Origin of the sequence: Amycolatopsis roodepoortensis (assembly GCF_024628825.1) — a bacterium.
GTDB lineage: Bacteria > Actinomycetota > Actinomycetes > Mycobacteriales > Pseudonocardiaceae > Amycolatopsis > Amycolatopsis roodepoortensis.
In genome coordinates, this window is record NZ_CP102415.1 from 7,314,607 (window position 1) to 7,337,392 (window position 22,786).

Here is a 22,786-nt window from a genome sequence, read left to right on the forward strand (position 1 = left end):
CCGATTCCGGTGATGCCTACACGGCCGTAATCCGATTCACCGGAGTGAGGACCGATGTCACTGGTAAGCCGGGCCCTGGCGACCGGTTCGATGTGATCGAACGCCTCGAGATCATTCCGGGTAGCGGACGGACGGCCCTCACGACGAAAGTGCCGGGCGTCAACCCGGGCACGTGGCGAGTCACGGCGAGGCCGGACACGGCGACGGGACGAGGCTCAACCACGTCGAGGCACCTGCCGAGACGGGTCGTCGACGTGGTCGCGCGGCCGGGCGTACTCGGGCAGGGCCCTGGGGTGCGGTTGCTGTCCTGGCCGCTGCTGGTCGGACTGGGCGCGGTGGTGGCGCTCGTACTCCAGGGGGTCCTGGTCGCTCGCTCCGGGTACGGCGTCGTGGGGGTGCTCGCCGTCTCACTCATCGGCTGTGCGCTCGGGTTCGTCGGGGCGAAGGCCTGGTACCTCGCCTTGCATCGACGGCATCCTCGCACGTTCATGAACTCCGGTGCGTGTATTCAGGGTTTTCTGCTCGTCGCGCTGGCCGTGGTGGCGCTGGGCGCCATGGTGGTGGGCATCCCGATCGGGAGACTCCTGGACTTGACGTCTCCGGGCATCTTCCTCGGTATGGCCGTAGGCCGGCCTGGCTGCTTTCTCACCGGATGCTGCGCGGGGCGGCCGACGACTTCCCGTTGGGGCCTGTGGTCCTCCGATCGGAGATTGGGAGTTCGCAGGCTCCCGGTCCAGCTCGTCGAGGCGGCCGTCGCACTGATGATCGGAATCGTCACCCTGACTCTCGTGCTCGGTGGCGAGGCTGCGGTCGGCGGGATGATCTTCGCCGGTGCGGTCGCGGCCTACACCTTCGCCCGGCAGCTGCTGTTCCCGTTGCGCAACGATTCACGAACCGCGACCGGACGTGCCGTGACGATGACTGCCTGCGGGCTGGTGCTCGTGGCGGCGACCATTCTGGCGGTGGTCGTTTAGGACGGCTCCGACTGGACGGGCCCGTCCGTGCGGGATCGCGGCCAGCGGCCCGCCTGGATGTCGTCGAGCGTGCTGGCGAGCAGCGGGGGATCGGTCGGCCCGGTGATCTTGGCGACGATGGTCCCGGCCCGGTCGATGAAGAACGTCTCCGGAATGCCGATGACACCGAAGTCCATGGCAGCGCGGGAACCAGGATCGGTGACGTACTGATAGCCCTTGCCGCGGCCGAGCTCGTCGAGGAACCCGATCGCGGGTCTGCGCTGATCCTGATAGCTGATCCCGACGAAGGTCACGCCCGCCTCGCCGTACGCGTCCGCAGCTGCCACGAGGGTCGGTTGCTCCTCACGGCAGGGGACGCACCACGACGCCCAGAAGTTGATGACGACGATCCTGCCGCGCAGCGACGCGAGGTCCAGCTCTCCCTCACGTTCCAGGTACGGCAACGAGAGCTCAGGCGCGGGCTTGCCGATCAACGGGGTGTCCACCAGTGTCGGGTCCTTGCCGAGCCGGGTGCCGAGCAACGCGCCGACGGCGACCGCGGCGATGGCGGCGGCGAGGGCCACCCAGCGTAGCCATCGCATCGTCGAAGTACGAGGATCGGCGGAGTCGGTGCTCATCGGCCGCTCCTGTCGAGTTCACGGCGGGCGGTGGCGATCAGGGCTTCGACATCCCGCCGGGTGTCCGGGAGCAGGTCGGGCCGCGTCTGGAGTCGCTCGAGGGTACGGAGTGCCGCGGCCGGATCGTCACGGTCGAACAGTTCGACGTTGGCCCTCATCCACAGGGCCGTTCCCTCCGCATCGCCGCCGGCGGGCAAAGGCGCCGCGGCCGTGCTGCTCTGTGTGACCTCGTTGCCGGTCACGAACCCGTTCGCCGGCCTTGGCTGCACCGACCCTGGGAGGACGACGGCCGCAGCGAGCCCCGCGACCAGCACGGTGACGACGTAGGCGAGCGTCCGCGCGACACTGAGCCGGGACGGTGTACGGGTACTGGGCTTCTCGAGCCCGTCGAGCCGGGCCATAGCGTCCGCGGCGGCTCGTTCGTATTCCGTGCGCAGCCGTTGCCCGGCCTCGACCGGGATCTCGCCGGTGCGGATCTGCACCTCCAGCGCCAGCAGATCCCGGAGCGCTTGCTCGCGCTCTTCCTCGAGGCGTTCTCGTTCACGAGTCACAGGAGATCCTCACGACGGTATCGGTCACGTGTTCGCTCCAGGGCTTGTGCGATCCGATCGCGCTGGTCCTCCGGTACGACGAGGACCACTTGGCGACGTCGCAGGAAGATGCCGAGCCCAGCGGCGCCCGCAAGCACGCCTGCCACAGGCAGGAGCCACAGCAGCAGTGTCGGGCCGTGGGCGGGCGGGTCGAGCAGAACCCAGTCGCCGTACCGGGAGCGGAAGAAGCCGACGATTTCCTCCTCACTGCGGCCTGCGGCGACCTGCTCCTGCACGACCTGCCGCATCGCGGTGGCGGTTTCGGAGGGTGACTCGGCGATCGAGACGCTCTTGCACACCGGGCAACGCAGCCGTTGCTCGAGTTCGTAGGCTCGGTCTTCCCGGCCGCCGGTGCTCATCAGCTGGGCTGTCACGATGCCCAGCAGGATGAGCACGCCGGCGATGCAGGCGAGACTCACGACTCGGCTACGCATCGGCTTTCGTCTCCTGTGAGGGAGCCGTCTCGGCCGCTGAGTGCTCCAAGCGGCCACGCCGCCGTCCGGTGAGCGCCCAGAGCCCGCCGACGGCGATCATGAACCCTCCGACCCAGAGCCACGACATCAGCGGATAGCGGTACAGGTTCACCGTCACGCTCTGCGGCGTGAGCTGGGCGAGCGCCACGTAGATGTCCCGGCCCACCGTGCTCCACACGGTCGGCGTGCCGACCGCCTGTGGCTGGTTCACGAAGGTCTCGAGCCGGGGCTCTGCCGTCCATACGACTCGGCCGTCTTCGCGGAACACGAGGTGTGCGTCGCGTAGCGTCCGGTCGGGCTCGACGTGCTGCTCGGTGGTGTCGAGGGTGACGGTGTAGCCAGCGAACTCCGCCGTGCCTCCCGGCGTGAGGGTCACGGTGGCCCGGCTCGTGGTGGCGCCGGAGACGGAGATCGCCACGGCGACGACGGCGACACCGATGTGCGCGAGCTGCCCGCCCCAGTAGGCGCGCTGTCCGGTGACCAGCCGCCACAACCCTCGCGGCCGCCGGTTCGGCGAGGCGACCAGCAGCTGCCGGATACTCGCCGCGCCGATCGTCACCGCCAGGAGCACCACGGCGACGGCGCCGACCGACCGGAGACCTGCGGCTGTCGCGACCGCGGCTGCCGCGCTTCCGAGCAGAAGCGGTACGCGTAACCGTGTCCACAGTAGACCCGGCGTCGCCCAGCGGTAGGGCGTGAACGGTCCCGCGCCCATCGCCAAGAGCAACGCGAACGACAGCGGCACGGCCATCCGGTCGAAGAACGGCCGCCCCACCGACACCTGTCCGCCGTTGAGGGCTTCTACGAAAATCGGGTAGAGCGTGCCGAGCAGGACGACGAAGGCGAATAGGCACAGCAAGAGGTTGTTCACCAGGAACATGCCCTCGCGACTGCCGAGTCGCAGGGATCGTGTTCGCGTGGCGATGTCCTCGCCGCGCAGTGCGAACAGCGTGAATCCGGCGACCAGCACCACGACGAGGAATCCGAGCAAGGCAGGGCCGACCCCGGACTGTGTGAACGAGTGCACCGACGCGACCACCGACGAGCGGGTGAGGAACGTGCCGAGGATGGTGAGCGCGAACGTCGCGAGTGCCAGCACGAAATTCCATGCCTGCAACATTCCGCGTTTGACCTGCACCACGGAGGAGTGGATGAACGCCGTGGCCACCAGCCAGGGGATCAGCGCGGCGTTCTCCACCGGGTCCCACGCCCAGTAGCCGCCCCAGCCGAGGACCTCGTACGACCACCAGGCGCCCACGATCAGGCCCGCGGTCAGAAAGGTCCAGGCCACGAGATTCGCCCGCCGGGTCCGCACCAGCCAGTCGACACCGCCCCGCCGGAGCATCAGCGCTGACATCGCGTAGGCGAAGGACACCGTGAAGCCGACGAAGCCGAGATAGAGCAGCGGCGGGTGAATCGCCACCATGATGTCGTTACGCAGCAAGGGATTCGGGCCCGGTCCGTCGATGGGCGGGGTGGCCAGGATCTTGAACGGGTTGGCGACCGTGGTCACCATCCCGAAGAAGAAAGCGGCGACCAGTCCCATGACGCCGAGCGCACCGGTCCCGAGCCGGTCGTCGGCTCCGGTGAGCTTTCGGCCCGCGACGAAGATGTAGCCGGCGAGTACCAGCGTCCACAGCACGATACTGCCGCCGAGTCCGGACCACGCGCTGGTGATCGTGAACAGCAGCGGGGTCGCGCGCGCGTGAGTCTCCGCGACGTACGACATCGCGAAGTTGTCGGTCAGCAGAGCGGTTTCGAGAGCCGCCATGGACAGAACCGCGCCACCGGCCATCACCGAGGAGGCAGCCCGTAACTGACCGATTCTCACCGTGCCAGGGCGGTGTTGCGCGCGGAAGCCGTACAGGGCGAGGACAAGCGAGGCGGCCAGGCCGAGCAACGCGCCGCCCCAGCCCGCGGCCGGTACTACTTGCGTCATCGGGGGGCACCTCCAGGGCCCGGCTGCGGCGTCGGATCCGGCGGACGGTAGTTCTCGTCGTGCTTGACGATCATGGTGTCCGAGAGGAATTCCCCGCCGCGCCACGAGCCTTCGACCACCACGCCGATGCCGGGCTGGAAAAGCTGCGCGACCGGGCCGGTATGCAGCACGACGACCGCGGCGCTGTCCGGGCGCACCTCGGAGGTCACGACGAAGGCGAGCCCGTCGGCCTTGCGCCGCTCGCTTCCCGGCCGGACGAACCCGCCGAGCTGGAAACGCCGGCCTTCGGCGTAGTCGGCATGCTTGGCCAAGGCCTCATTCGGCGTGAGGTAGTAGACGAGATTGCCGTTCAGGTTGCCGAAGACGAGGACGCCGACGAGCACCGCGACGACGCCGATTCCCGAAACGGCGAGCAGCCGATACCGCTTCACCGGTCACGCCCCAACTCGCGCTCGATGGCCCTGGTCCGCTGGACCAGCTTGACCGTGTACGCGACGAGAACGCCGAAGGTGACTAGGAAGCCGATGATCACCCAGGCCCATTCAGACATTGTTCGCCGGTCCTTCCAGTCGTGGTGCGGCCACCGCTAGACCGGCTAGCCGGTTGTCGGCGGTGGCTTGGGCGGTGGCGAGGTCCTCCTCCAACGAGGACACGCGAGTGCGGGCTCGCAGCAGAGTTATCGCGAGCAGGGTGAATCCGAGCACGTTGACCAGCAGCACCAACAGCATGCGATGGTCGATGGACGGGTCGCCCGGTTTCAGGACGGTCGGTGGCTGGTGCAGAGCCCGCCACCACACCACCGACAGGTGCACGATGGGCACCTGCACGAATGCGACGGCACCGAGCACGGCCGCGCGCCGTGCCCGCGCGACAGGATCGAGCGTCGCGCGCCGGAGCGCGAGATAGCCGAGGTAGACGAAGAACATCAGCGCGGTCGTGATCAGCCGGGGATCCCAGGTCCACCACACACCCCAGACCGGTTTTCCCCACCAGGAACCCAGCGCGATCGTCAGCCCGGTGAACAGCACGCCGACCTCCGCGCTGGCGGCCGCGAGCCGGTCGAAGCGTTCCTTCCGCCGCCACAACCACAGCCCGCTCGCCACGAAGGTGATCACGAAGCACAGATAGGCCGTCCACGCCGTCGGAACGTGGACGTACATCAAACGCTGGTACTCGCCCTGGATGCGATCCGGCGGCGCGAGTACGGCGCCGGCCAGCCCAGCGGCGAGCACGACGACGGTGGCGACCGGCAGTCGTCGTCCGAGCGGGTTCATGCGTTCTCCTCACAGGCGTTCGCGCTCAGCAGCAGACCGAGCCAGCCGATCGCGGTGGTGGTGACCAGCAGCAGGAGCCAGGGCCACGGATTCCGTCCGTAGGCCGCCGTCTTGATCACTTCCGTGGCGCCGAGCAGCAGCGGAAGCGCGAGCGGGCAGACCAGCAGGGGGCCGAGCGTGCCGCGCCCGGCCAGGCCACGGACGACGGCGCCGGCGAGGGTGCCGAGCGCGGCCAGTCCCGCGGCGGTGACGGGCAAGACGGCAGACAGCCACGCCCAGCCACGCATCGGCGGCTGGTAGAACACGACCAAGGCGGGCAGCAACAGCATCTCGAAAGCCAGCAGCGCGACCGTGGTCGCGGCCGCGCGACCCGCGAGCCGGGCCGTCGGCACGACTCCTACCAGCCGCAGCATCCCCAGGTGTTCCGGTGAATCGGTCGTGGATTGCCGGAGGGTGACGAGCAGGCCGAACAGCAGCACCACGACCCAGTACATCCCCAGGCCGAGCTGCGCGAGCATCGGGCGGTCGGCACCGACGGCCAGCGGCACGAGCAATAGCGCCACCGCCCCGAACGGCGCGATCACCCAGAGCGTCTCACCGGCCCGGCCCTCGATCCGCAACTCGGTGCGGGCGACGGCACGGGCTTGCCGTAGCGGCGTGGTCATCGGTGCTCACCTTCCGGTGCGAACTCGTGGACGCACGGAACCAGCCGCCCGCCCTCGAGGAGAGCGAGCCGGTCGGCCAGCGACGTCAGCCGCGGGATGTCGTGCGAGACCACGACCGCCGCACCGCCGCGGATACGGACCCGGTGCACCACCAGATCGACCAACCCGAACGACGCGGGGTCCAAACCGGCGTGGGGTTCGTCGAGCAGCAGCAGCTTCGGAGCGGTCAGGACGACCCGTGCGAGGTCGGCGCGCCGGAGCATTCCCTGTGAGCATTGGTTCGCCCGCCGGTGAGCCGCCTGGCCCAAACCCACCAGGTCCAGCGCGGCGGTGACCGCCGGCTCCGGCCGTCCGGTCAGCGTGGCCAGGTAGCGCAGGTTCTCTTCCAGCGTCAGCAGCGGATGCAACGCCGACTGATGCCCGACGAGCGCGATCGACGGCCTGACGTCCTGGGCCTCCGGGGTGCCGAGCCGCGCGCCGAGCACGGTTCCGAGCCCTCCGGCCGGTCGCAGAAGGGTGGCCAGGACGCGCAGCAACGTGCTCTTTCCCGAGCCGTTGGGGCCGAGGACACCGAACACTTCGCCGGGGCGCACCACGAGGTCGAGTCCGCGCAGGACAGGACTGCGGTGGACGCGGACGTCCAGATCCGTCACGGCCACCACGGCATCCTGCTGCTCTACTAACATTGCTAGTAGATTACAGTCGGCTGGAGCCGACCACTCATCTGGGTTCCGACAGGCAGGTTCTGACGTGGAGTTGTACGCATCGCTGTCGCTGGCCATTGTGGCGGGGATCATCTCGTGCACTTCACCGTGCGTGCTTCCGCTGCTACCCGGCTATGTGTCCTACATGTCCGGAGTCGGACGGTCCTCTGTGGACGGGACGACCACTACGCTGAGCAAACGTCGTGTCGCTGGCGCCTCGTTGTTGTTCATCCTCGGCTTCACCGCGGTGTTCGTCGTGCTCGGGATGACGGCTTCGGCGCTGGGTTTGCTGCTGGCACAGCAGAAGCAGACGTTGACGGTCATCGGCGGCGTGCTGGTGATCGCGATGGGACTGCTCATGCTGGGGGTCGTCCGGATTCCTTTGCTGCGCAGGGAACTTCGGTTCGACCTGCGTCGTGTGCGCGGCGGTCCGGCCGGAGCGGCCGTGCTGGGCGTGGCGTTCGGGCTGGGGTGGACACCCTGTGTGGGGCCGGTGCTCGCGTCCATCCTCGCGACCGCGGCGAGCACGGCGACTGTCGGTACCGGCGCGTTGCTGCTGTTCGCCTACTCGATGGGACTCGGTGTGCGCCGTTCCTGCTCGTGGCGTTCGGCGTGGTGCGGGGGCAACGCGGCCTGGGCCGGCTGCGCAGGCATACGAGGAAGATCGAGATTGTCGGTGGCGCTTTGCTGATGGCGATGGGTATCGCGATGCTCACGGGTGGCTGGACGCTGCTGATGAGCCGGATGCTGGCGTGGTTCGCCCGGCTGGGCTGGCCTCCGTTGTGAATCCCGGCGCGCAGGCTTCCGTGGTGCACTCTCGCTGCCGCCAGCGAATCGCCACGGCGGCGCCCAGGGCGACCACCGACAGTGCGGCGAGTACGGGCTGAACGGGTGCCCACAACCCGAGCGCACCGGAAACACCGAGCAGTCCCACGACGATCTTGTTGCACACCGGGCATCCGACGGCGAACACCGCGGCGGTCACCGAGCCGATCACCCTGCCACGCCCCCGGGTGTCGCTTTGGGGACGTGGAATGGACACCCAGAGCCCGGTGAGGACCGCGGTCAGGGCCAATACGGGGTATTCCCACCAGCGGATCGGTGTCATGCGGGTGAAGTAGGACGTGTCGATGACGTCGGTCGGCACCCCGACCGCGAGCGCGCTTAGCGCCGCGGCCACCACCGCGACCGTCCATCGACGGGTCCGTTCACTCCACATAGGACACAACGGCCATCATCCCGGCCTCGCCGTGGTAGATGTTGTGGCAGTGCGTGAGCCACTGCCCGGGATTGTTCGCGTCGAAGTCGACTTCCAAGGTCGTGCGGGGGAGGACGATCGCGGTGTCCTTGCGAGCGCCGAGATCGTTCTGGCCGCGCACTTGGAACGTGTGGCCGTGCAGGTGCATCGGGTGGTACATGTCCGAGTCGTTCACGAAGCGCAGCCGGACCCGCTGCCCTTGCCGGATCGGCAGGCCGTCGTTGGGATTGAAGGGCTTGCCGTTGATCGTCCAGTCGTACTTGGCGCCCGGCCCGGCCAGGACCATGTCGTGGACGACGTCCGGATTCTTGGCAGGCAGGGCGACTTCAGGCGTGGCCTGGAAGTCGGCAAGGCTTTGCACCGGCCGCGCTTTCAGGGCTGCGACCGCGGCGTCGTTCGCTGTCGCTGCTTTGCTGCCGCCGGAATGCAAAAGGATCTGGGCGTAGGCGTTCTTTCCTTCGGCGATGGCGATGACGGGCACGCCCTTGTCCGGGAGCGTGATCACGGCGTCGACCCGTTCTCCCATGCCGATCAGGACCGTCTCGGCCGGATTCCGGGTGGTCGCGGGGAAACCGTCGGTGTGGGTGACCCGCATCGGCACACCGGGAACACCGACCCGGAACACCGTGTCCCCACCTGCGTTGATCAACCGGAGCCGGATCCGTTGCCCGGGCTTGCCGTCAAAGGAACGAGGGGCGGTGGCGAGCCTGCCGTTCGCCAGCATATGCGGGTAGACCACGTCTCCGGCGTCGCCGCCGAGGACATCCGACTTCGGCATGCCGGCCATTTCCGACATGCCCGGCATCGAGTGACCCATGGCCATGCCGTTCTTCTTCAGATTGTCCAGGACCGCGTCCGGATCGGTGCCCGTTCCGTCGATCCAGTCGTCGAGCACGATCACCAGTTCGTCGTCGTAGTCCTTGCCGTCGGCCGGATCTTCGACGATGAGTGGGGCGTAGAGCCCGCGATCGAGTTGAACGCCGACGTGCGGATGGAACCAGTACGTCCCCGCGTCGGGCACTGTGAATTCGTAGGAGAAGTCCGCGTTCGCCGCCACGGCCTGTTGCGTGACATCGGGTACGCCGTCCATGTCGTTGCGGAGAGCGAGGCCGTGCCAATGGATGCTCGTCGGCTGCGGGAGCCGGTTGCCGAGGTTGGCTTTCAGTACCTCGCCCCGTTTGAGTCGTATTTCCTTGCCAGGCAGTTCTCCGCCGTATGTCCACGTCCTGACCGGTACGCCGCCGAGGTCGACCTCGCCCACCGTCGCGGTCAAGTCCGCCGTCGTCACGGTGGTGTTCGCCGCACGCCGTGCCTGCTCGGCCCTGGCGACCAGTGGCGAGGTCGGTCCGACCTTGGCCGGCGCAGGCGTGCCGCCGCCGGACGAACAGGCGGACAAACCCAAAGCCGCGGCGGTACCGGTGCCCAGCACCAGAAATCCGCGCCGGCTCATCCGGCGGTTCGGGAACGGCAGGTGCTCGGCAGGTGTCATGACTCCCTCACGGTCCAGAGGTCTACGAAGTTAGATAGTACATGGATTTTCCGGCGACACCTCGCGACGTGGCGAGCCGTCACTCGCTGGAGTTGTCCTTGGAGTGGTCACCCGGCATGGCCGCCTCGGTGAGCACCTGGGACGGCGCCCGGTGGGTGTTGACCTTCTGCTTCCCGAAGAAGCCGATCTCACCCTCCTTGTGGATGCGCTCCATCATGTGCGGGTAGTGCAGCTCGAACGCCGGCCGCTCGGACCGGATCCGCGGCAGCTCGGTGAAGTTGTGCCGCGGCGGCGGGCAGGACGTCGCCCATTCGAGCGAGTTGCCGTAGCCCCACGGGTCGTCCACCGTGACGATCTCGCCGTACCGGTAGCTCTTGAAGACGTTCCAGATGAACGGCAGCGTCGAGGCACCGAGGATGTACGCGCCGATCGTGGAGATCGTGTTCAGCGTGGTGAACCCGTCGGACTGCAGGTAGTCCGCGTACCGGCGCGGCATGCCTTCGGCGCCGAGCCAGTGCTGCACCAGGAACGTGGCGTGGAAGCCGATGAACGTGGTCCAGAAGTGCCACTTGCCGAGCTTCTCGTCCATCATGCGGCCGGTGATCTTCGGGAACCAGAAGTAGATCCCGGCGAACGTGGCGAACACGATCGTGCCGTAGAGCACGTAGTGGAAGTGCGCGACGACGAAGTAGCTGTCGGAGACCTGGAAATCGATCGCGGGGGCCGCGAGCAGCACCCCCGTGAGCCCGCCGAACAGGAAGGTGACCATGAACCCGACGCTGAAAAGCATCGGCGTCTCGAAAGTCAGCTGGCCCTTCCACATCGTGCCGATCCAGTTGAAGAACTTCACGCCGGTCGGGACCGCGACGAGGAAGGTCATGAAGGAGAAGAACGGCAGCAGTACCGAGCCGGTCGCGTACATGTGGTGAGCCCATACCGAAACGGAGGTGGCCGCGATACCGATGGTCGCCCAGATGAGTCCTTTGTAGCCGAACACGGGTTTGCGGCTGAAGACCGGAAGGATCTCCGACACGATCCCGAAGAACGGTAGCGCGACGATGTAGACCTCTGGATGGCCGAAGAACCAGAATAGGTGTTGCCAGAGGATCACGCCGCCGTTCGCCGGGTCGTAGACGTGTGCGCCGAGCCTGCGGTCGGCAAGCAAGCCGAACAGGGCCGCGGTCAGGATCGGGAACGCGATCAGGATCAGGATGCTGGTGACCAGGATGTTCCAGGTGAAGATCGGCATCCGGTACATCGTCATCCCGGGGCAACGAAGGCATACCACGGTGGTGATCATGTTGACCGCGCCCAGGATGGTGCCCAACCCGGAGACGAGGAGGCCGGTGATCCAGAGGTCGGCCCCGACGCCGGGGGAGTAGATGGCATTGGACAGTGGCGTGTAGGCGAACCAGCCGAAGTCGGCCGCACCTCCCGGGGTGAGGAAGCCGGACATCACGAGCAAGCTGCCGAACAGGTAGAGCCAGTACGAGAACGAGTTCAGGCGAGGGAACGCCATGTCCGGGGCGCCGATCTGCAGCGGCAGGATGAAGTTCGCGAACCCGAAGATGCTCGGTGTCGCGTACAGCAGCAGCATGATCGTGCCGTGCATGGTGAACAGCTGGTTGTACTGCTCGTTGGACAGGAACTGCATCCCCGGCCGGGCCAGTTCGCTACGCATCAGCATCGCGAGTGCGCCGCCGACCATGAAGAACGCGAACGACGTGACCAGGTACATGATGCCCAGCTGTTTGTGATCGGTCGTGCGCAGCAGGCGAAGGAGAACGGAGCCCTTCGGCGGCACAGTGCGTTCCGAGCCGGGTCGCAGCGCGATGGGAGCGGGTTTGACGACCATGGGGCCTCCGTCCGAGTAACTACTAGGTAGCATAGTAGATACTCGGACGGACGCGAGAGGTCAGGCCTGTCGTGGCCTCAGTCGGAGCCGGAGCAGACGATGGCGGGCTCAGGTTCGTAGCGGACAGTGCGGGTCGACCGGGAGATCTCGGCGCCGCTCAGGTCGCGGATCACCCGCGTATCCGAGGTCGTGAACCCGGACTTGCCCTTCGCAGGCCGGCAAGAGCCGGCCGACTTGGTGACGGTCGGTGGGCTGGTGTAACCGTGCTTGGGGCCGGGGATCGATTCGACGGCGACGTGCTTCGTGCCCCAGAGTCGCACGGTGATCGACGAGTTCGTCCAGATCGTCTGGATCGCCACGCCGGTCGGTGCGTCGTTCTTGAACTTCAGGTCGATCACGCTGCTGCCGTCCGGATTCTGGAAGACGGTCGCCTCTCGTGCGGCCGGGTAGCGGCTGATGTGGAAGCTGTGTTCCTTGTGGCCGGCGTCGGTCATCCCGGCGAAGTACGAGGCGTTGTAGAGCGTCGTGGCGAACTGCGAGATCCCGCCGCCGACAGCGCGCGCGGGCACGCCCTCTTCGATCACGCCGGCTTCGACGTAGCCCTGCGCGCGGCCACGCGGCCCCGTGAAGTCGTTGAGGCTGAACGTGCTTCCCGGCTTGACGATCGCGCCGTTGACCTTCTCGGCGACCACGCGGATGTTGACCCCGGAGTCCCGAGCGAAACCGCTGGTCGTGAACTCTCCGACGACCTCCTTGATGCCGAGCTTGGCGATCTCCTCGGTGGTGACCTGTGCCTGGGTGTTCCGGTACTCGGCGACCGCGGCCCGGTTCCCGTCCTTGGAGATGGCCTTGAGGAGGGCGGGCAACGTCTTGTCCCAGTCGACCACGCGCCCTTCGCTGGCGGGAACGACCTGAGGCCGGTCGCCCTCGAAGGTCATCCGCGCGTCTTGTCCGGGCTTTTCGGTCGGGGCGAGCTGCTCGGCGAGCTCGCCGAGCTTCGCCTTGTCAAGGTTGGGCACCAACTTCCCGTCCTCGGCCGGGGTGAACGTCAGCGCCTCCGCGATGTTCGACGCGGACACTGTGGACTCTCGGCCGTCTCCCTGTACGGTCGCCGGTCCGGACACCGCGGGCGCCGCCACCTGCTCGATCGCCACCCGCACGCTCTCGGCGGTTGCTTTCGGCCGGACGGTGTCGACCGGCAGCTCGATTCGGTCCGCGGAGGCCCATCCGCTCAGCAACGCCTGCCGCGACGCCGCCGGATCCAGCCGTCGGCCCTCCTTCGGTAGTACGGGAACGGGAGTCGGCCCTTCGAAGCGAACGTTCCCCTCGACGAGCGCGCGGTCGACGCCGGTACGCAGCTTGTCGATGGTCGCGTTCAACGCCTTGTCGTCGCCGCGCGCGACGACGGGGAAGCTCTCGCCGGAGAACAAGGAGGTGAAGCGTGTCCAGGGATTGAGGGGTGGCGTCCCCGCCTGGGTGACCGAGGCCGCGAAATCGACAGTCACCCCCGCGGAGTCCGGGACGAACGCGGTCTCGCGGCCGTCCACCACGACCTGGACCGGCTTGGAGAGTCGTGGCGCGATCGCCTTCCGGAGCGTTTGCTCCGCGACGGCCGGCGTGAGTCCGCCGATCGAAACGCCACTCACTGACGTCCCGCGTGGGACCTCGCCTGCCGTCAACGCGATGTCGAGGCCGTAGAGCACGGCTAGTCCGCCGAGGACTCCGGCCGCGATGATCGTGGCAGTGCGCCGCCACCATGGGCGCACATTCCGGTCGGTACCCGCTGGGAGCTCGACTTCGAGTTGAGTGGTGGTTTCTCCAGCATTTTCCCCTGACGGAACCACAGCTTCCCCCGGTCTTTCTCGCCGCATCACGTGTTCCGGAGCCGCATCGTCCGGAACGTGAGCAAGGCTACTATCTAACCTAGTTGACCTTGTCGCCGGAGGCACGTTCGCCGGATCAGAGCAGGGCCAGTTCGCCGTGCAGCGCTCCTAGAACGATTCCGGCCAGTGGCCCGAGGGCAATCGACGTGATCGTTGCGACGTAGGCGGTGGTCGCGGCCAACCGGTCGACGGCAGGTGCGTCGGTGTCCCCTGTGGATCGCATCGCGGGGGCGATCCAGCGGAGGTAGTAGAAGACGCTCGCCACAGTGTTGACCGCCGCGACGACAACCAGCCAGGCGAATCCGCCGTCGAACGCGGCGGTGAAGACGGTCAGTTTTCCGACGAAGACCGCCGTCGGCGGTGTGCCGATCAGCCCGAGAAGGCAGACCGCCAGGCTGGCCGCCAGCCACGGCCGGCGTCGCACGAGCCCTCGGTAGTCCTCGATCAGCTGTGCCTTCGGCAGGGCGCACACCACGGCGAACGCGCCGAGGTTCGTCACGGTGTAGGCGCCGACGTAGAACAGCAGCCCCGGCAGCGCCAGGGAGCTGCGCGTCGCGACGACGGCGGCCATCAGCAGATAGCCGACCTGGCTGATCGTCGAGTACGCGAGCAGCCGCCGGACGTTCCGCTGGAAGAACGCGGCGAGGTTGCCCAGCGTCATCGTCACCGCGGCCACGATCGCGATCAGCAGCGGCCAGTCGACGGCGGTCTCGGACATACCCGATGCGACGAGCCGGTAGGCGGCGATGACACCGCCGATCTTGGGCACCGTGGTCAGGAACGCCGCCACCGGAGGCCTAGTGCCCTCGGTGACGTCGGGCACCCAGAAATGCGCCGGGACCGCACCCATCTTGAACAGCAGCCCGGCGAACACCCCAACGAAACCCACCGCCACCACGGCGCCGGGTGCCGACGCCAGCGGCTTGGCGATCTCCGCGTAGGCGGTGGCACCGCCTACGCCGAACAACAGGGTGGCACCTGCCAGCATCGTGATGCCGAGCAGCGCTCCGAGGAGATAGAACTTGAGCGCCCCTTCGGTGCCTGTGTCGTCCTTGGCGAACCCGGCCATCGCGTACAACGGGATGCTGGCCAGTAGAAACGCGGAAACCAGCAGCAGGAGATCGTTAGCGCCGGTCAGCAGGACCGTGCCCAGCGCGGCCAGCAGGACGAGTACGTAGAGTTCGCTCTCCCGCGGCGATGACCGGAACTCGTGCGTGCTCACGCCCAAGGTCAGCACCACGGCGACGAGGACGATCGCGCGTCCGGCGTTGGTGGCGACGTCGATGGCGTATGTGCCGCCGAACACCGTCCGGTCAGGGCTTGCCCACGCCAGGCCCGTGGCGATCAGACCCCCGATGCAGGCAAGGAAGGTGAGCAGCCGGACCGGCCACTGGCGCTCGCGCGGAAGGTACGACCCGAGCAGCAGCGCGACCACGGCGGCCACCGCCAGGATGATCTCGGGCAGCAGCGCCGACGGGTCTTCGTCCATCATCTCCACGGCGCGCTCACCGGGCCAGGAGGTTCAGGACGGATCGGGACACGGGTTCGATCGCGTCGAGCAGGAAGCGGGGGAAGATCCCGATGACGACCGTCAGCACCAGCAGCGGCGTGATCGACACCGCCTCCGGGACGGTCAGGTCGGCTGCCGGAGCGGTTTGTGACGGCCCGAGGAATACCTTCTGGAACGCGCGCAGGAACAGCGCGGCGGTGATCAGGATTCCGAGGAACGCCACGATCGTGGCCACCGGTGCGGCACCGAGCGAGCCGGTGAAGATCTGGAATTCGGCGATGAATCCGGAGAAGCCGGGGAGCCCGAGGGAGGCGAAGGCGGCGACGGCGGTCAGTCCGGCGAACCGGGGAGCCGTCCGCGCGAGCCCGCCGTAGCGGTCCACGTCGTAGGTGCCGCCGCGCTCGTACAGAACACCGGCGAGCAGGAAGAGCGCTCCGGTGATGAGACCGTGGCTGACCATCTGCGTCACCGCGCCGGTCACTGCCAGCTGTCGGGCCTCGACGGCCGAGTCCGCGACCAAACCGGCCGCGCCGATCGCGAGGACGATGTATCCCATGTGGTTGACCGAGGTGTAGGCGATCATTCGCTTGAAATCCCGCTGTGCCAACGCGACCAGCGCTCCGTAGACGACGCTGACCACACCGACGATGACGAAGACGAGTGCGTAGCGGCGCCAGGCCTCCGGCAGGATTGGCATGGCGATCCGCACGAAGCCGTAGGTGCCCATCTTCAGCAGCACCCCGGCCAGGATCGCCGAGCCCGCGGCGGGCGCTTCGGTGTGCGCCGGCGGAAGCCAGGTGTGGAACGGCACGGTCGGGGTCTTGATGGCGAACCCGATCCCGAGCGCCAGCAGGATCAGCCCGGCGGCCCACCCACTGCCCGCGAGCGGGTTCTGCCGGGTCAGCTCGACGATGTCGAAAGTATGCGGCGACGCGGTGAGGTACAGCGCGATGAACCCGACCAAGAGCGCCAGCGAGCCGACGAAGGTGTACAGGAAGAACTTCACCGCGGCGCGTGCGGCGTCGCGGTGCCCCCAGCCCGCGATCACGAAGTACATGGCCACGATGGACAGATCGAAGTAGACGAAGAAGAGGATCAGGTCGAGCGCGACGAACAGGCCGAGGCTCGCCGTCTCGAGGAAGAGGAACAGCGCGGCGAAGGAGCGCACACGCTTGTCCTGGCGCAGCGAGTAGACCGCGCAGGCGAGAAAGAGGCCGCCGGTGAGGGCGATGAGCGGAAGGCTCAACCCGTCGACCCCGATGTGATAGCCGGAGCTGACGCTGGGGATCCAGCGCAGGTTGACCTCGTAGGCGTAGCCGTCGGAAACCGGTGCCGCCACCCAGAGGGCCACGATCAACGCGAACTCCACCGCGGAGACGCCGACCCACCACCAGCGGGCGAACCGGGCGGAGACGCGCGGTACCGCGAACAGGACGACCGCCGCTGCCAGCGGCAGGAACACCACGACGCTGAGCACGCTCTACCTCACGTTCTTCACAGGATCATCAACAGCACGGCGAGGACACCCAGTGCGACCGCGGCCTGGGCGTAGTACTGGTGCAGCTGCCCGGTCTGCGCCTTCGGCACGAGCCTGCCCAGTGCACGGGCCGTTCGAGCGACACCGCGGACCGCGCCTTCGATCGACCATTCGACGCGGATGTCCGCCAGCCGCCCGAGTGCCGTGCCCGTCGCGGCGGCTGCCCGGACGCCGCCGTCGACCACGTGATCGTCGAACCGCGCCAGGCCACTCGCCAGCCGCATCGTCGGCCTTGCGATCACCAATCCGGTCACGCGTTCCAGCCGCAGCCATTCCGCGAGCACCCTGTTTCGGGACCCGGACAGCATGGGCCGCGACCGTGTCCAGATGCCCGCCGCGACCACGCCGACCACCGCGACCACACCCGATACCAGCAGCTCCACGACGTGAGGCGCGGCCATGGGTGGACCGCCGACGAGGCCAGCGAACCAGGCGGCGGGACCGGGCAGTCCGCCGATACCCAGCAGGACGGCCGCCACTGCGAGGACAAGCAACGGGGCGAGCAGCAGCGGACGCAACCGCGTCATCGGAGCCGCCTCGGTGGGCAGCCACAGCAGCGCCAGCACCCGGCCGACGTAGGCACCGCTCAGCAGCGCGGCGGCCAAACCGGCGACGTACAGGGCGGGGGAGTCGGCGAGTGCCGAGGCGAGAACCGCGTCCTTGCTGACCCAGATCGACAGCGGCGGCACCCCGGCCAGGCTCAGCGCTCCGATGGTGAACACCGCGCCCAGGAAAGGGAACCGCCGTGCCGCGCCGCGGAGCCGGTCGAGGTCCTTGGTGTCCAGTGCCAGCAGCCAGGCCCCCGCGCCGAGGAAGAGAAGGCATTTGGTCGCGGCGTGGGTCACGAGCTGACCCGTCCCCGCCGCCGGTCCACCGGCGCCTGCCGCGAGCACCATGAAGCCGATCTGGGAACAGGTCGACGCGGCGAGCACCTGCTTGAGATCCCGCTGCACGAGCGCCACGGCACCGAGCACGACCGCCGTGCTGACGCCGATCCACGCGACGACGTCCGCGGCCCACCCGGCTGTGGCCAGGAGTGGTTCCACTCGCACGAGCAGGTAGGCCCCGGCGGCGACCATGGTCGCCGAGTGCAGCAGAGCCGAGACGGGGCTCGGACCGTCCATCGCTCGGGAAAGCCAGAAGCTGAACGGAAGCTGGGCGGACTTTCCGATCGCGGCCAGCACGATCCCTGCCGCGACGACATCGCGCCAGCCGGCCGCCGCTTCAGGCAGTCCGGCGAGCGTGAGACCTCCGACCCCGCCTGCCAGCGCGGCGCCCGCCGCCAGATACAGGCCGAGGTCGGCCGACCTGGTGGTCAGCAACGCGATCGTTCCCGAGCCGACGCGGCGGTTCTCGCGCCACCAGAAGCCGATCAAGGCATATGAGCACGCCCCCATGACCTCCCACGCCATCAGCAGCACCACGAGATCCCGGGCGCAGACGGTGACGATCATCGCTCCCGCGAAGACCAGCATCAGGCCATGGAATCGGGCGCGGGACTCCTCGGCGCCGAACTCGGCGGACGCGAACACGAGCACCGCCACCAGGACCACGGTCACCGTGATCACCATGACCGCCGACAACCCGTCCACGGCCAGGCCGACACGCAGCCCGGCGAGCAGCGGCGCCGCGACGTCCGGCCGGGTGATCGCCGCGACCACCGCCAGCGCCGCTGTCAGGGCCGCCGATCCGACGCCGAGGACAGGCGCTAGCCGGTCCGCCGGGTGACCGGCGACGAGGAGGACAGCGCCGACGACCAGGGGAAGCGCTACGAGCAGCCACAGGACCATCGGCTCAGCCCTTGAGATCCGCGGCGGAATCGGTCATGTCGACGTCCCGGCGCCGGAAGATCGCCGTCGTCACCGCGAACCCGACCGCCATGTCCAGCGCCATCAGCGTGACCGCGACGAGTACGACGACCTGCCCGTCAGGTCGCGTCGGCGAGACGAAGTACCAGAACGCCGCGCCTGCCACGATCACCGCGTTGGCCATCAGCTCGAGACCCATCATGATCATGACGATCGACTGCTGGGACAGCGCGCCGTACAGGCCGACGCTGAACAGCGCAGCCGCCAGGTAGAGAAACACTTCGAGGGTCACCGGTTCAGGCCCCCTCGCACCGGGTCATCCGGATGCTTCGCGTCGAGGCGATCGCCGTAGCGGTCGTATCGGCCGCGGTTCGTGGCCAGGATGACCGTGGCGACCATCGTGGCGAACAGGCACAGCCCGATCACCATCATCACCAGCATCTTCGAGCCCATCAACGCCTCACCCAGCGCGCGTGTCGGATCGGCCGGGCGCGAGGCGTCCGACGACGGCCAGCGGACCAGCGAGATCCCCGCGACGAGCGCCACGAACACGCCTCCGGCGATGGCCAGCGACCCTTTCTGGTTGTGCACCATGGTCATCGGCATCAGCCCGGCAGGATTCATCATGTACATGATCATGAAGACGACCATGACGACCATCTCCATGATCATCATCAGGATGACCAGGACCCCGAGGTAGGCGAGGTTCAGCAGAAAGACCGTTCCCGCGGCGAAGATGAATGACGCGAGCAGGGCGAACGTTGCCCGTGCCATCGAATCCACCCGGAACACGGCCACGCCGGTGGCCACGGCCCCGACGGCGCACACCCAGAAGGCGATCTGTGTCCACATTCAGCCGGGCTCCTTCCTCATCGGGCGATCACTACGATGGCGACGACGAGCGCCTGCAGCAGCGTCAACGGGATGAGCACGAGCCACGCGACTTCCTCGTAGCGCTCCATCCGCACGGTCGGGACCCGGCGCCGGACCCACACCAGCACTCCGAGCACGGCCAAGGTTTTCAGCAGCGTCCACAACCACGAGGGCAGCAAGGGTCCGGCCCCGCCGCCGAGGAACAGCGGTACCGCGAACGCGGCGCCGGAAACCAGCAGAAGCCACCGGCCTGCGCCGAACACCAACCGGTCCACTCCGGACAGTTCCGCCATCGCCCCGCCCGCGATGTCCGCGCCGACCGCTTGGTCGAACGGACCCCAAAACGACATCGCCAGCACCGAGAGCAGGTAGATGACGAACGCGATCGGCATCCACACGACGAACCACAGCGTGTCCTGCGCGGCGACGACGTCGGCCACCCGCAACGAACCGGCGCCGAGCGCCGCGGTGATCAACGCGAACATATGCGGCAGTTCGTAAGCCAGTCCCTGCGCGATGAACCGGTAGCCGCCGATGAGGCCGTACGCCGAGTTCGCACCCCAGCCGACCAGCCACACCGCCGCCCAGGCGACGACCTCCATCGCGTTGAACCAGACGATCCCGATCGAGAGGTCGGCCACCGCCCATCTGCCGAGCGGTGTCACCAGTGACGCGAGCACTCCGGCCACCACGAGGGCGATCGCGCCACCACGCCAGAGCACCGTGTCCGCCGCGAGCGTGTGACGCCGCTGCTGGACTAACAGACCACCGGCCTCCCGGAATGGCAGCGTGAGCGCCGACCCGGCGTTCGCGCCGCTTGCCCGCGCGGACAGCAGCGAGTCCCAGGACGCCGCCGCGGCGATCAAGACTCCCAGCGCGAGCGGCAATACGAGGCCACCCCACCAGGGCAGTTCGTCAATCATCAGCCGCTCGCAGACGCTCGAGGTCGGGATCGAGACTCGCGACGATCAACCGTGCTGTCGCGAACTCGGCTCCGGTCAGCAGCTGGGGCAGCGCGTCCAAGATCACGACCGGGTCCACCTTCGTCGAGTTCGACGATGTCCATCGCATCAACCGGTCGTACGCGTCACCTTCCAGCGGCGAGTCCGTCCACTGCGGACCATCCAGAAGGCCGAGGCCGGTCAACGACCACCGCAGTGTCCGGGAACGGCCAACCCGGCGTGCCCATCGCGTGACGTCGCTCTGGACGTCCTTCTCCATGAGGATGTCGTCCCGCAACCGCGCCGCGGTGGCGGCCGCGTCTTCCCACCCTGCCACAGTCAACAGGCGTACACAGCTGTCGAGCGGGCGCGCAGGCTGTCGTTTCGCGCTCGCCCAGAACGGCTCCGCTCCCGCCGGGGCGTCACCGAGCACCTTGACCGTGGCGTCCTGGATCACGTCGCCCTGCAGCTTGGCCCGGATGAGCAGACCGGCCGGCCAAGCGGGCAGCCCTGGTCCTAAGGGGACAGTGAGCTGATCGAGCTTGAGTTCGTCCCGGTCTGGTGCGCGGTCCGCCATCGGGATGCCTCCCGGCATCTCCATGCCGCTCATGTCGTGCCCGGCGTGCCCGCCGTGGTCATGGCTCATCGCCATGTGTTCGGCGTGCTCGTGGTGGGCCATCGGAGTGCCGTGCATGCTTTGGTGCTCTTCGTGCTCAGGCTGAGAGTGGCCGTGCTCGGCCATCGTGCCGGCCTCGATCCGGTCGTGCCCGCCGTGATCCGTGTCGACCCCAGCCTCGGACTGTTCGTCCGCTGAATGCACCCGATCCACGCCCGAGGCGAGTCCTGTTTCGACCGCCGCTGGCTCATCGAGGTGGATTCGCGCCTTGGGGGCAGGGATCTGCTTCCACATCGAGTCAAGGAAAGGGGTCATCAGCGGATCACCCGGCCCGGCGACCACCAGCAGATTGGCTTCAGCCGGACTCAGAGCGGGCCGCCAGGCGCGGATCCGTGCGGCGCGCTCGGCGGCGAGCCGCACGTCCGTACCACCCAATGTGGTGACGATCAGCGGACGTATCGGCGTACGCCGGAGCAACCAGCTTCTCACGTCCATCGGAACGCGCCTTCTCGCCAGGCGTACCACACTCCGGCGACCAGAACTGCGAGGAACAGGAACATCTCCACGACGGCGGGCGTCCCGACCTCGGCGACGACGAGCGTCCACGGGTACATGAAGACCATCTCCATGTCGAACGCGAGGAAGACCATCGTGATCGTGTACCAGCGCACGTGATACCGCGAGACGGCGTGCTCGGCAGGTGAACCGCCGGAAAGAAAGGGCTGCACGTCTCGGACCATCGGTGCCAGCCTGATCAACCTGGCGAACCCGTAGACCGCGGCGGCGAGCACGATCACGGCACCGAATGCTGCCATCGCACCCAGCACGGCCTCACCTCGCTCGACGTGGGATCTACTACGGAGGTTAGCGGAGCGACGACGTCTCGGCTGGGTGAAGCATCACCCGCTCAGGCCGTGACGAACTCGGTGATGCGGTCGGTCCAGGTCTTGATGTCCGCCACCGACGTCGACACGTGCAGCTGGGATCCGGGGATGAGCTCGTGCAGGCGTTCGGCCGTGGACACGGGGTGCAGGGGATCGGTGTCCCAGGCAAGGATCAGCGTCGGGTGGGTCAGTGTCGCGATCGCCTCGGGCGCGGGCAGGTCTGACCTTCCGACACCTCTTAGGACCGAGGGAAGCAGTTCGTCCGACACGTCGGGGGAGAAGCGGTAATTCGGGTAGTCGGCGAAGATCGGCGGTGGCTCGGCCTGCGCCCATTGCCGCCGCCATTGAGCGGCCCCGACTTCTTCGATGTTGTCGGCGCTGTCGAAGTACCACTGCTTCGCCTGCTCGGCCTCAGGCGTCCAGGCGACGGGCGGGATCATCAGGACGAGCCGCCGGAATCGGTGCGGGTCCGCGATGGCCGCACGCAGGGCCGTGTCGCACCCGAGCGATGATCCGGCGAATTCCATGGGTTCGGCGATCTTCAGCGCATCGAGGAGCGCGAGCAAGTCCTGCGCGAAGTTCTCGAAAAGGTAGTCCTCTGGAATCGGGCGGCCCGTCGACTGGCCGTGGCCGCGCTGGTCGTAGACGAGCATGCTGCGACCGTCGCCCAGCGAGTCGAAGTCGAACAGCTCCAAGCTTCGTACGGCTTTCCGGCTTAGCGGGACGCCATGGGCGTAGCCGAGCGGAGGTCCTGATCCCTCGAACTGGTAGGCGATCGACGCTCCCGCGCGTTCGAAGTACTTGTCGGATGACACAAGCACTCCTTCCTATACGTATAGGGGGTATATCTACCGTAGCGTGCTGGGCGAGCTCGCGACAAGCGGTCCGAGCAGGAG

The 22,786-nt window shown here is 67.8% G+C and carries 24 protein-coding genes; 2 read left to right on the forward strand and 22 right to left on the reverse strand.

Annotated features, from left to right (window positions below; genetic code table 11):
* Positions 1–254 precede the first annotated feature (254 nt).
* On the forward strand, positions 255–974 hold the full coding sequence (locus NQK81_RS35165; protein WP_257484907.1) for a prolipoprotein diacylglyceryl transferase family protein: 720 nt from the start codon (positions 255–257) through the stop codon (positions 972–974).
* On the opposite strand, the gene NQK81_RS35170 is transcribed toward NQK81_RS35165, so the two are convergent.
* From NQK81_RS35170 to NQK81_RS35210, 9 genes are read right to left on the reverse strand one after another with little or no spacing between them, the layout of a single operon-like run.
* Positions 971–1,591 (reverse strand): TlpA family protein disulfide reductase, encoded by a 621-nt coding sequence (locus tag NQK81_RS35170; RefSeq protein WP_257484908.1) that lies wholly within the window; start codon positions 1,589–1,591, stop codon positions 971–973. The two genes, NQK81_RS35165 and NQK81_RS35170, sit on opposite strands and share 4 nt — an antisense overlap.
* Positions 1,588–2,142 (reverse strand): hypothetical protein, encoded by a 555-nt coding sequence (locus tag NQK81_RS35175; protein ID WP_257484909.1) that lies wholly within the window; start codon positions 2,140–2,142, stop codon positions 1,588–1,590. Before NQK81_RS35175 ends, NQK81_RS35170 begins: the two co-directional genes overlap by 4 nt.
* Positions 2,139–2,615, reverse strand: a complete 477-nt coding sequence (locus NQK81_RS35180) for a cytochrome c-type biogenesis protein (protein ID WP_192742903.1) — start codon at positions 2,613–2,615, stop codon at positions 2,139–2,141. Before NQK81_RS35180 ends, NQK81_RS35175 begins: the two co-directional genes overlap by 4 nt.
* Positions 2,608–4,593 carry a heme lyase CcmF/NrfE family subunit gene (locus NQK81_RS35185; RefSeq protein ID WP_257484910.1) on the reverse strand — a complete coding sequence of 662 codons (1,986 nt, stop codon included), beginning with the start codon at positions 4,591–4,593 and terminating at the stop codon, positions 2,608–2,610. Before NQK81_RS35185 ends, NQK81_RS35180 begins: the two co-directional genes overlap by 8 nt.
* A complete protein-coding gene (locus NQK81_RS35190; protein ID WP_257484911.1) occupies positions 4,590–5,024 on the reverse strand; it encodes a cytochrome c maturation protein CcmE in 435 nt (144 codons plus the stop codon). The genes NQK81_RS35185 and NQK81_RS35190 overlap by 4 nt, the downstream gene beginning before the upstream one ends.
* On the reverse strand, positions 5,021–5,143 hold the full coding sequence (locus NQK81_RS35195) for a hypothetical protein (RefSeq protein ID WP_257484912.1): 123 nt from the start codon (positions 5,141–5,143) through the stop codon (positions 5,021–5,023). The genes NQK81_RS35190 and NQK81_RS35195 overlap by 4 nt, the downstream gene beginning before the upstream one ends.
* Entirely contained in the window at positions 5,136–5,867 is a 732-nt protein-coding gene (gene ccsA / locus NQK81_RS35200) for a cytochrome c biogenesis protein CcsA (RefSeq protein ID WP_257484913.1), read from the reverse strand. Before ccsA ends, NQK81_RS35195 begins: the two co-directional genes overlap by 8 nt.
* Complete coding sequence (locus NQK81_RS35205) at positions 5,864–6,532, reverse strand: heme exporter protein CcmB (protein WP_257484914.1); 669 nt, start codon at positions 6,530–6,532, stop codon at positions 5,864–5,866. The genes ccsA and NQK81_RS35205 overlap by 4 nt, the downstream gene beginning before the upstream one ends.
* Positions 6,529–7,218 carry an ATP-binding cassette domain-containing protein gene (locus NQK81_RS35210; RefSeq protein WP_306856003.1) on the reverse strand — a complete coding sequence of 230 codons (690 nt, stop codon included), beginning with the start codon at positions 7,216–7,218 and terminating at the stop codon, positions 6,529–6,531. The genes NQK81_RS35205 and NQK81_RS35210 overlap by 4 nt, the downstream gene beginning before the upstream one ends.
* A 64-nt stretch (positions 7,219–7,282) precedes the next feature.
* Between NQK81_RS35210 and NQK81_RS35215 the strand changes: the two genes are divergently transcribed.
* Positions 7,283–7,927, forward strand: coding sequence for a cytochrome c biogenesis CcdA family protein (locus NQK81_RS35215; RefSeq protein WP_257484915.1), 645 nt, complete (start codon positions 7,283–7,285; stop codon positions 7,925–7,927).
* Positions 7,928–7,948: 21 nt separating this feature from the next.
* Here the strand turns inward: NQK81_RS35215 and NQK81_RS35220 are convergent, their stop codons facing one another.
* The 13 genes from NQK81_RS35220 to NQK81_RS35280 form a co-directional block, all read right to left on the reverse strand.
* Complete coding sequence (locus NQK81_RS35220) at positions 7,949–8,416, reverse strand: hypothetical protein (RefSeq protein WP_257484916.1); 468 nt, start codon at positions 8,414–8,416, stop codon at positions 7,949–7,951.
* A 28-nt stretch (positions 8,417–8,444) separates the two neighbouring features.
* Positions 8,445–9,983 carry a multicopper oxidase family protein gene (locus NQK81_RS35225; protein ID WP_257484917.1) on the reverse strand — a complete coding sequence of 513 codons (1,539 nt, stop codon included), beginning with the start codon at positions 9,981–9,983 and terminating at the stop codon, positions 8,445–8,447.
* A 79-nt stretch (positions 9,984–10,062) separates the two neighbouring features.
* Complete coding sequence (gene ctaD / locus NQK81_RS35230; protein WP_257484918.1) at positions 10,063–11,838, reverse strand: aa3-type cytochrome oxidase subunit I; 1,776 nt, start codon at positions 11,836–11,838, stop codon at positions 10,063–10,065.
* Positions 11,839–11,915: 77 nt separating this feature from the next.
* Positions 11,916–13,604 (reverse strand): VanW family protein, encoded by a 1,689-nt coding sequence (locus NQK81_RS35235; RefSeq protein ID WP_257484919.1) that lies wholly within the window; start codon positions 13,602–13,604, stop codon positions 11,916–11,918.
* 193 nt (positions 13,605–13,797) lie between these two features.
* Positions 13,798–15,213 (reverse strand): NADH-quinone oxidoreductase subunit N, encoded by a 1,416-nt coding sequence (locus NQK81_RS35240; RefSeq protein WP_306856071.1) that lies wholly within the window; start codon positions 15,211–15,213, stop codon positions 13,798–13,800.
* A 13-nt stretch (positions 15,214–15,226) separates the two neighbouring features.
* The gene (locus NQK81_RS35245; protein ID WP_257484920.1) at positions 15,227–16,708 is read right to left on the reverse strand and encodes a complex I subunit 4 family protein; all 1,482 of its coding nucleotides are present in this window, start codon (positions 16,706–16,708) and stop codon (positions 15,227–15,229) included.
* Positions 16,709–16,725: 17 nt separating this feature from the next.
* A complete protein-coding gene (locus tag NQK81_RS35250) occupies positions 16,726–18,558 on the reverse strand; it encodes an NADH-quinone oxidoreductase subunit 5 family protein (RefSeq protein ID WP_257484921.1) in 1,833 nt (610 codons plus the stop codon).
* A gap of 4 nt (positions 18,559–18,562) precedes the next feature.
* A complete protein-coding gene (gene nuoK / locus NQK81_RS35255) occupies positions 18,563–18,868 on the reverse strand; it encodes an NADH-quinone oxidoreductase subunit NuoK (RefSeq protein WP_072026770.1) in 306 nt (101 codons plus the stop codon).
* Positions 18,865–19,428, reverse strand: a complete 564-nt coding sequence (locus tag NQK81_RS35260) for an NADH-quinone oxidoreductase subunit J (protein WP_257484922.1) — start codon at positions 19,426–19,428, stop codon at positions 18,865–18,867. The genes nuoK and NQK81_RS35260 overlap by 4 nt, the downstream gene beginning before the upstream one ends.
* A 17-nt stretch (positions 19,429–19,445) precedes the next feature.
* On the reverse strand, positions 19,446–20,372 hold the full coding sequence (locus tag NQK81_RS35265; protein WP_257484923.1) for a complex I subunit 1 family protein: 927 nt from the start codon (positions 20,370–20,372) through the stop codon (positions 19,446–19,448).
* Positions 20,365–21,501 (reverse strand): hypothetical protein, encoded by a 1,137-nt coding sequence (locus NQK81_RS35270; RefSeq protein ID WP_257484924.1) that lies wholly within the window; start codon positions 21,499–21,501, stop codon positions 20,365–20,367. Before NQK81_RS35270 ends, NQK81_RS35265 begins: the two co-directional genes overlap by 8 nt.
* A complete protein-coding gene (locus NQK81_RS35275; RefSeq protein ID WP_257484925.1) occupies positions 21,492–21,821 on the reverse strand; it encodes an NADH-quinone oxidoreductase subunit A in 330 nt (109 codons plus the stop codon). The genes NQK81_RS35270 and NQK81_RS35275 overlap by 10 nt, the downstream gene beginning before the upstream one ends.
* Before the next feature lie 92 nt (positions 21,822–21,913).
* Positions 21,914–22,705 carry an alpha/beta fold hydrolase gene (locus NQK81_RS35280; protein WP_257484926.1) on the reverse strand — a complete coding sequence of 264 codons (792 nt, stop codon included), beginning with the start codon at positions 22,703–22,705 and terminating at the stop codon, positions 21,914–21,916.
* Between the last annotated feature and the right edge of the window lie 81 nt (positions 22,706–22,786).

Bases quoted from the DNA above. Each gene is read 5' to 3' on its own strand.
- NQK81_RS35170 (WP_257484908.1), bottom strand. From the start codon at position 1,591: ATGAGCACCGACTCCGCCGATCCTCGTACTTCGACGATGCGATGGCTA.
- NQK81_RS35180 (WP_192742903.1), bottom strand. From the start codon at position 2,615: ATGCGTAGCCGAGTCGTGAGTCTCGCCTGCATCGCCGGCGTGCTCATC.
- NQK81_RS35185 (WP_257484910.1), bottom strand. From the start codon at position 4,593: ATGACGCAAGTAGTACCGGCCGCGGGCTGGGGCGGCGCGTTGCTCGGC.
- NQK81_RS35195 (WP_257484912.1), bottom strand. From the start codon at position 5,143: ATGTCTGAATGGGCCTGGGTGATCATCGGCTTCCTAGTCACCTTCGGC.
- ccsA (WP_257484913.1), bottom strand. From the start codon at position 5,867: ATGAACCCGCTCGGACGACGACTGCCGGTCGCCACCGTCGTCGTGCTC.
- NQK81_RS35205 (WP_257484914.1), bottom strand. From the start codon at position 6,532: ATGACCACGCCGCTACGGCAAGCCCGTGCCGTCGCCCGCACCGAGTTG.
- NQK81_RS35210 (WP_306856003.1), bottom strand. From the start codon at position 7,218: ATGTTAGTAGAGCAGCAGGATGCCGTGGTGGCCGTGACGGATCTGGAC.
- NQK81_RS35225 (WP_257484917.1), bottom strand. From the start codon at position 9,983: ATGACACCTGCCGAGCACCTGCCGTTCCCGAACCGCCGGATGAGCCGG.
- ctaD (WP_257484918.1), bottom strand. From the start codon at position 11,838: ATGGTCGTCAAACCCGCTCCCATCGCGCTGCGACCCGGCTCGGAACGC.
- NQK81_RS35240 (WP_306856071.1), bottom strand. From the start codon at position 15,213: ATGATGGACGAAGACCCGTCGGCGCTGCTGCCCGAGATCATCCTGGCG.
- NQK81_RS35250 (WP_257484921.1), bottom strand. From the start codon at position 18,558: ATGGTCCTGTGGCTGCTCGTAGCGCTTCCCCTGGTCGTCGGCGCTGTC.
- NQK81_RS35260 (WP_257484922.1), bottom strand. From the start codon at position 19,428: ATGTGGACACAGATCGCCTTCTGGGTGTGCGCCGTCGGGGCCGTGGCC.
- NQK81_RS35265 (WP_257484923.1), bottom strand. From the start codon at position 20,372: ATGATTGACGAACTGCCCTGGTGGGGTGGCCTCGTATTGCCGCTCGCG.
- NQK81_RS35270 (WP_257484924.1), bottom strand. From the start codon at position 21,501: ATGGACGTGAGAAGCTGGTTGCTCCGGCGTACGCCGATACGTCCGCTG.
- NQK81_RS35275 (WP_257484925.1), bottom strand. From the start codon at position 21,821: ATGGCAGCATTCGGTGCCGTGATCGTGCTCGCCGCCGCGGTCTACGGG.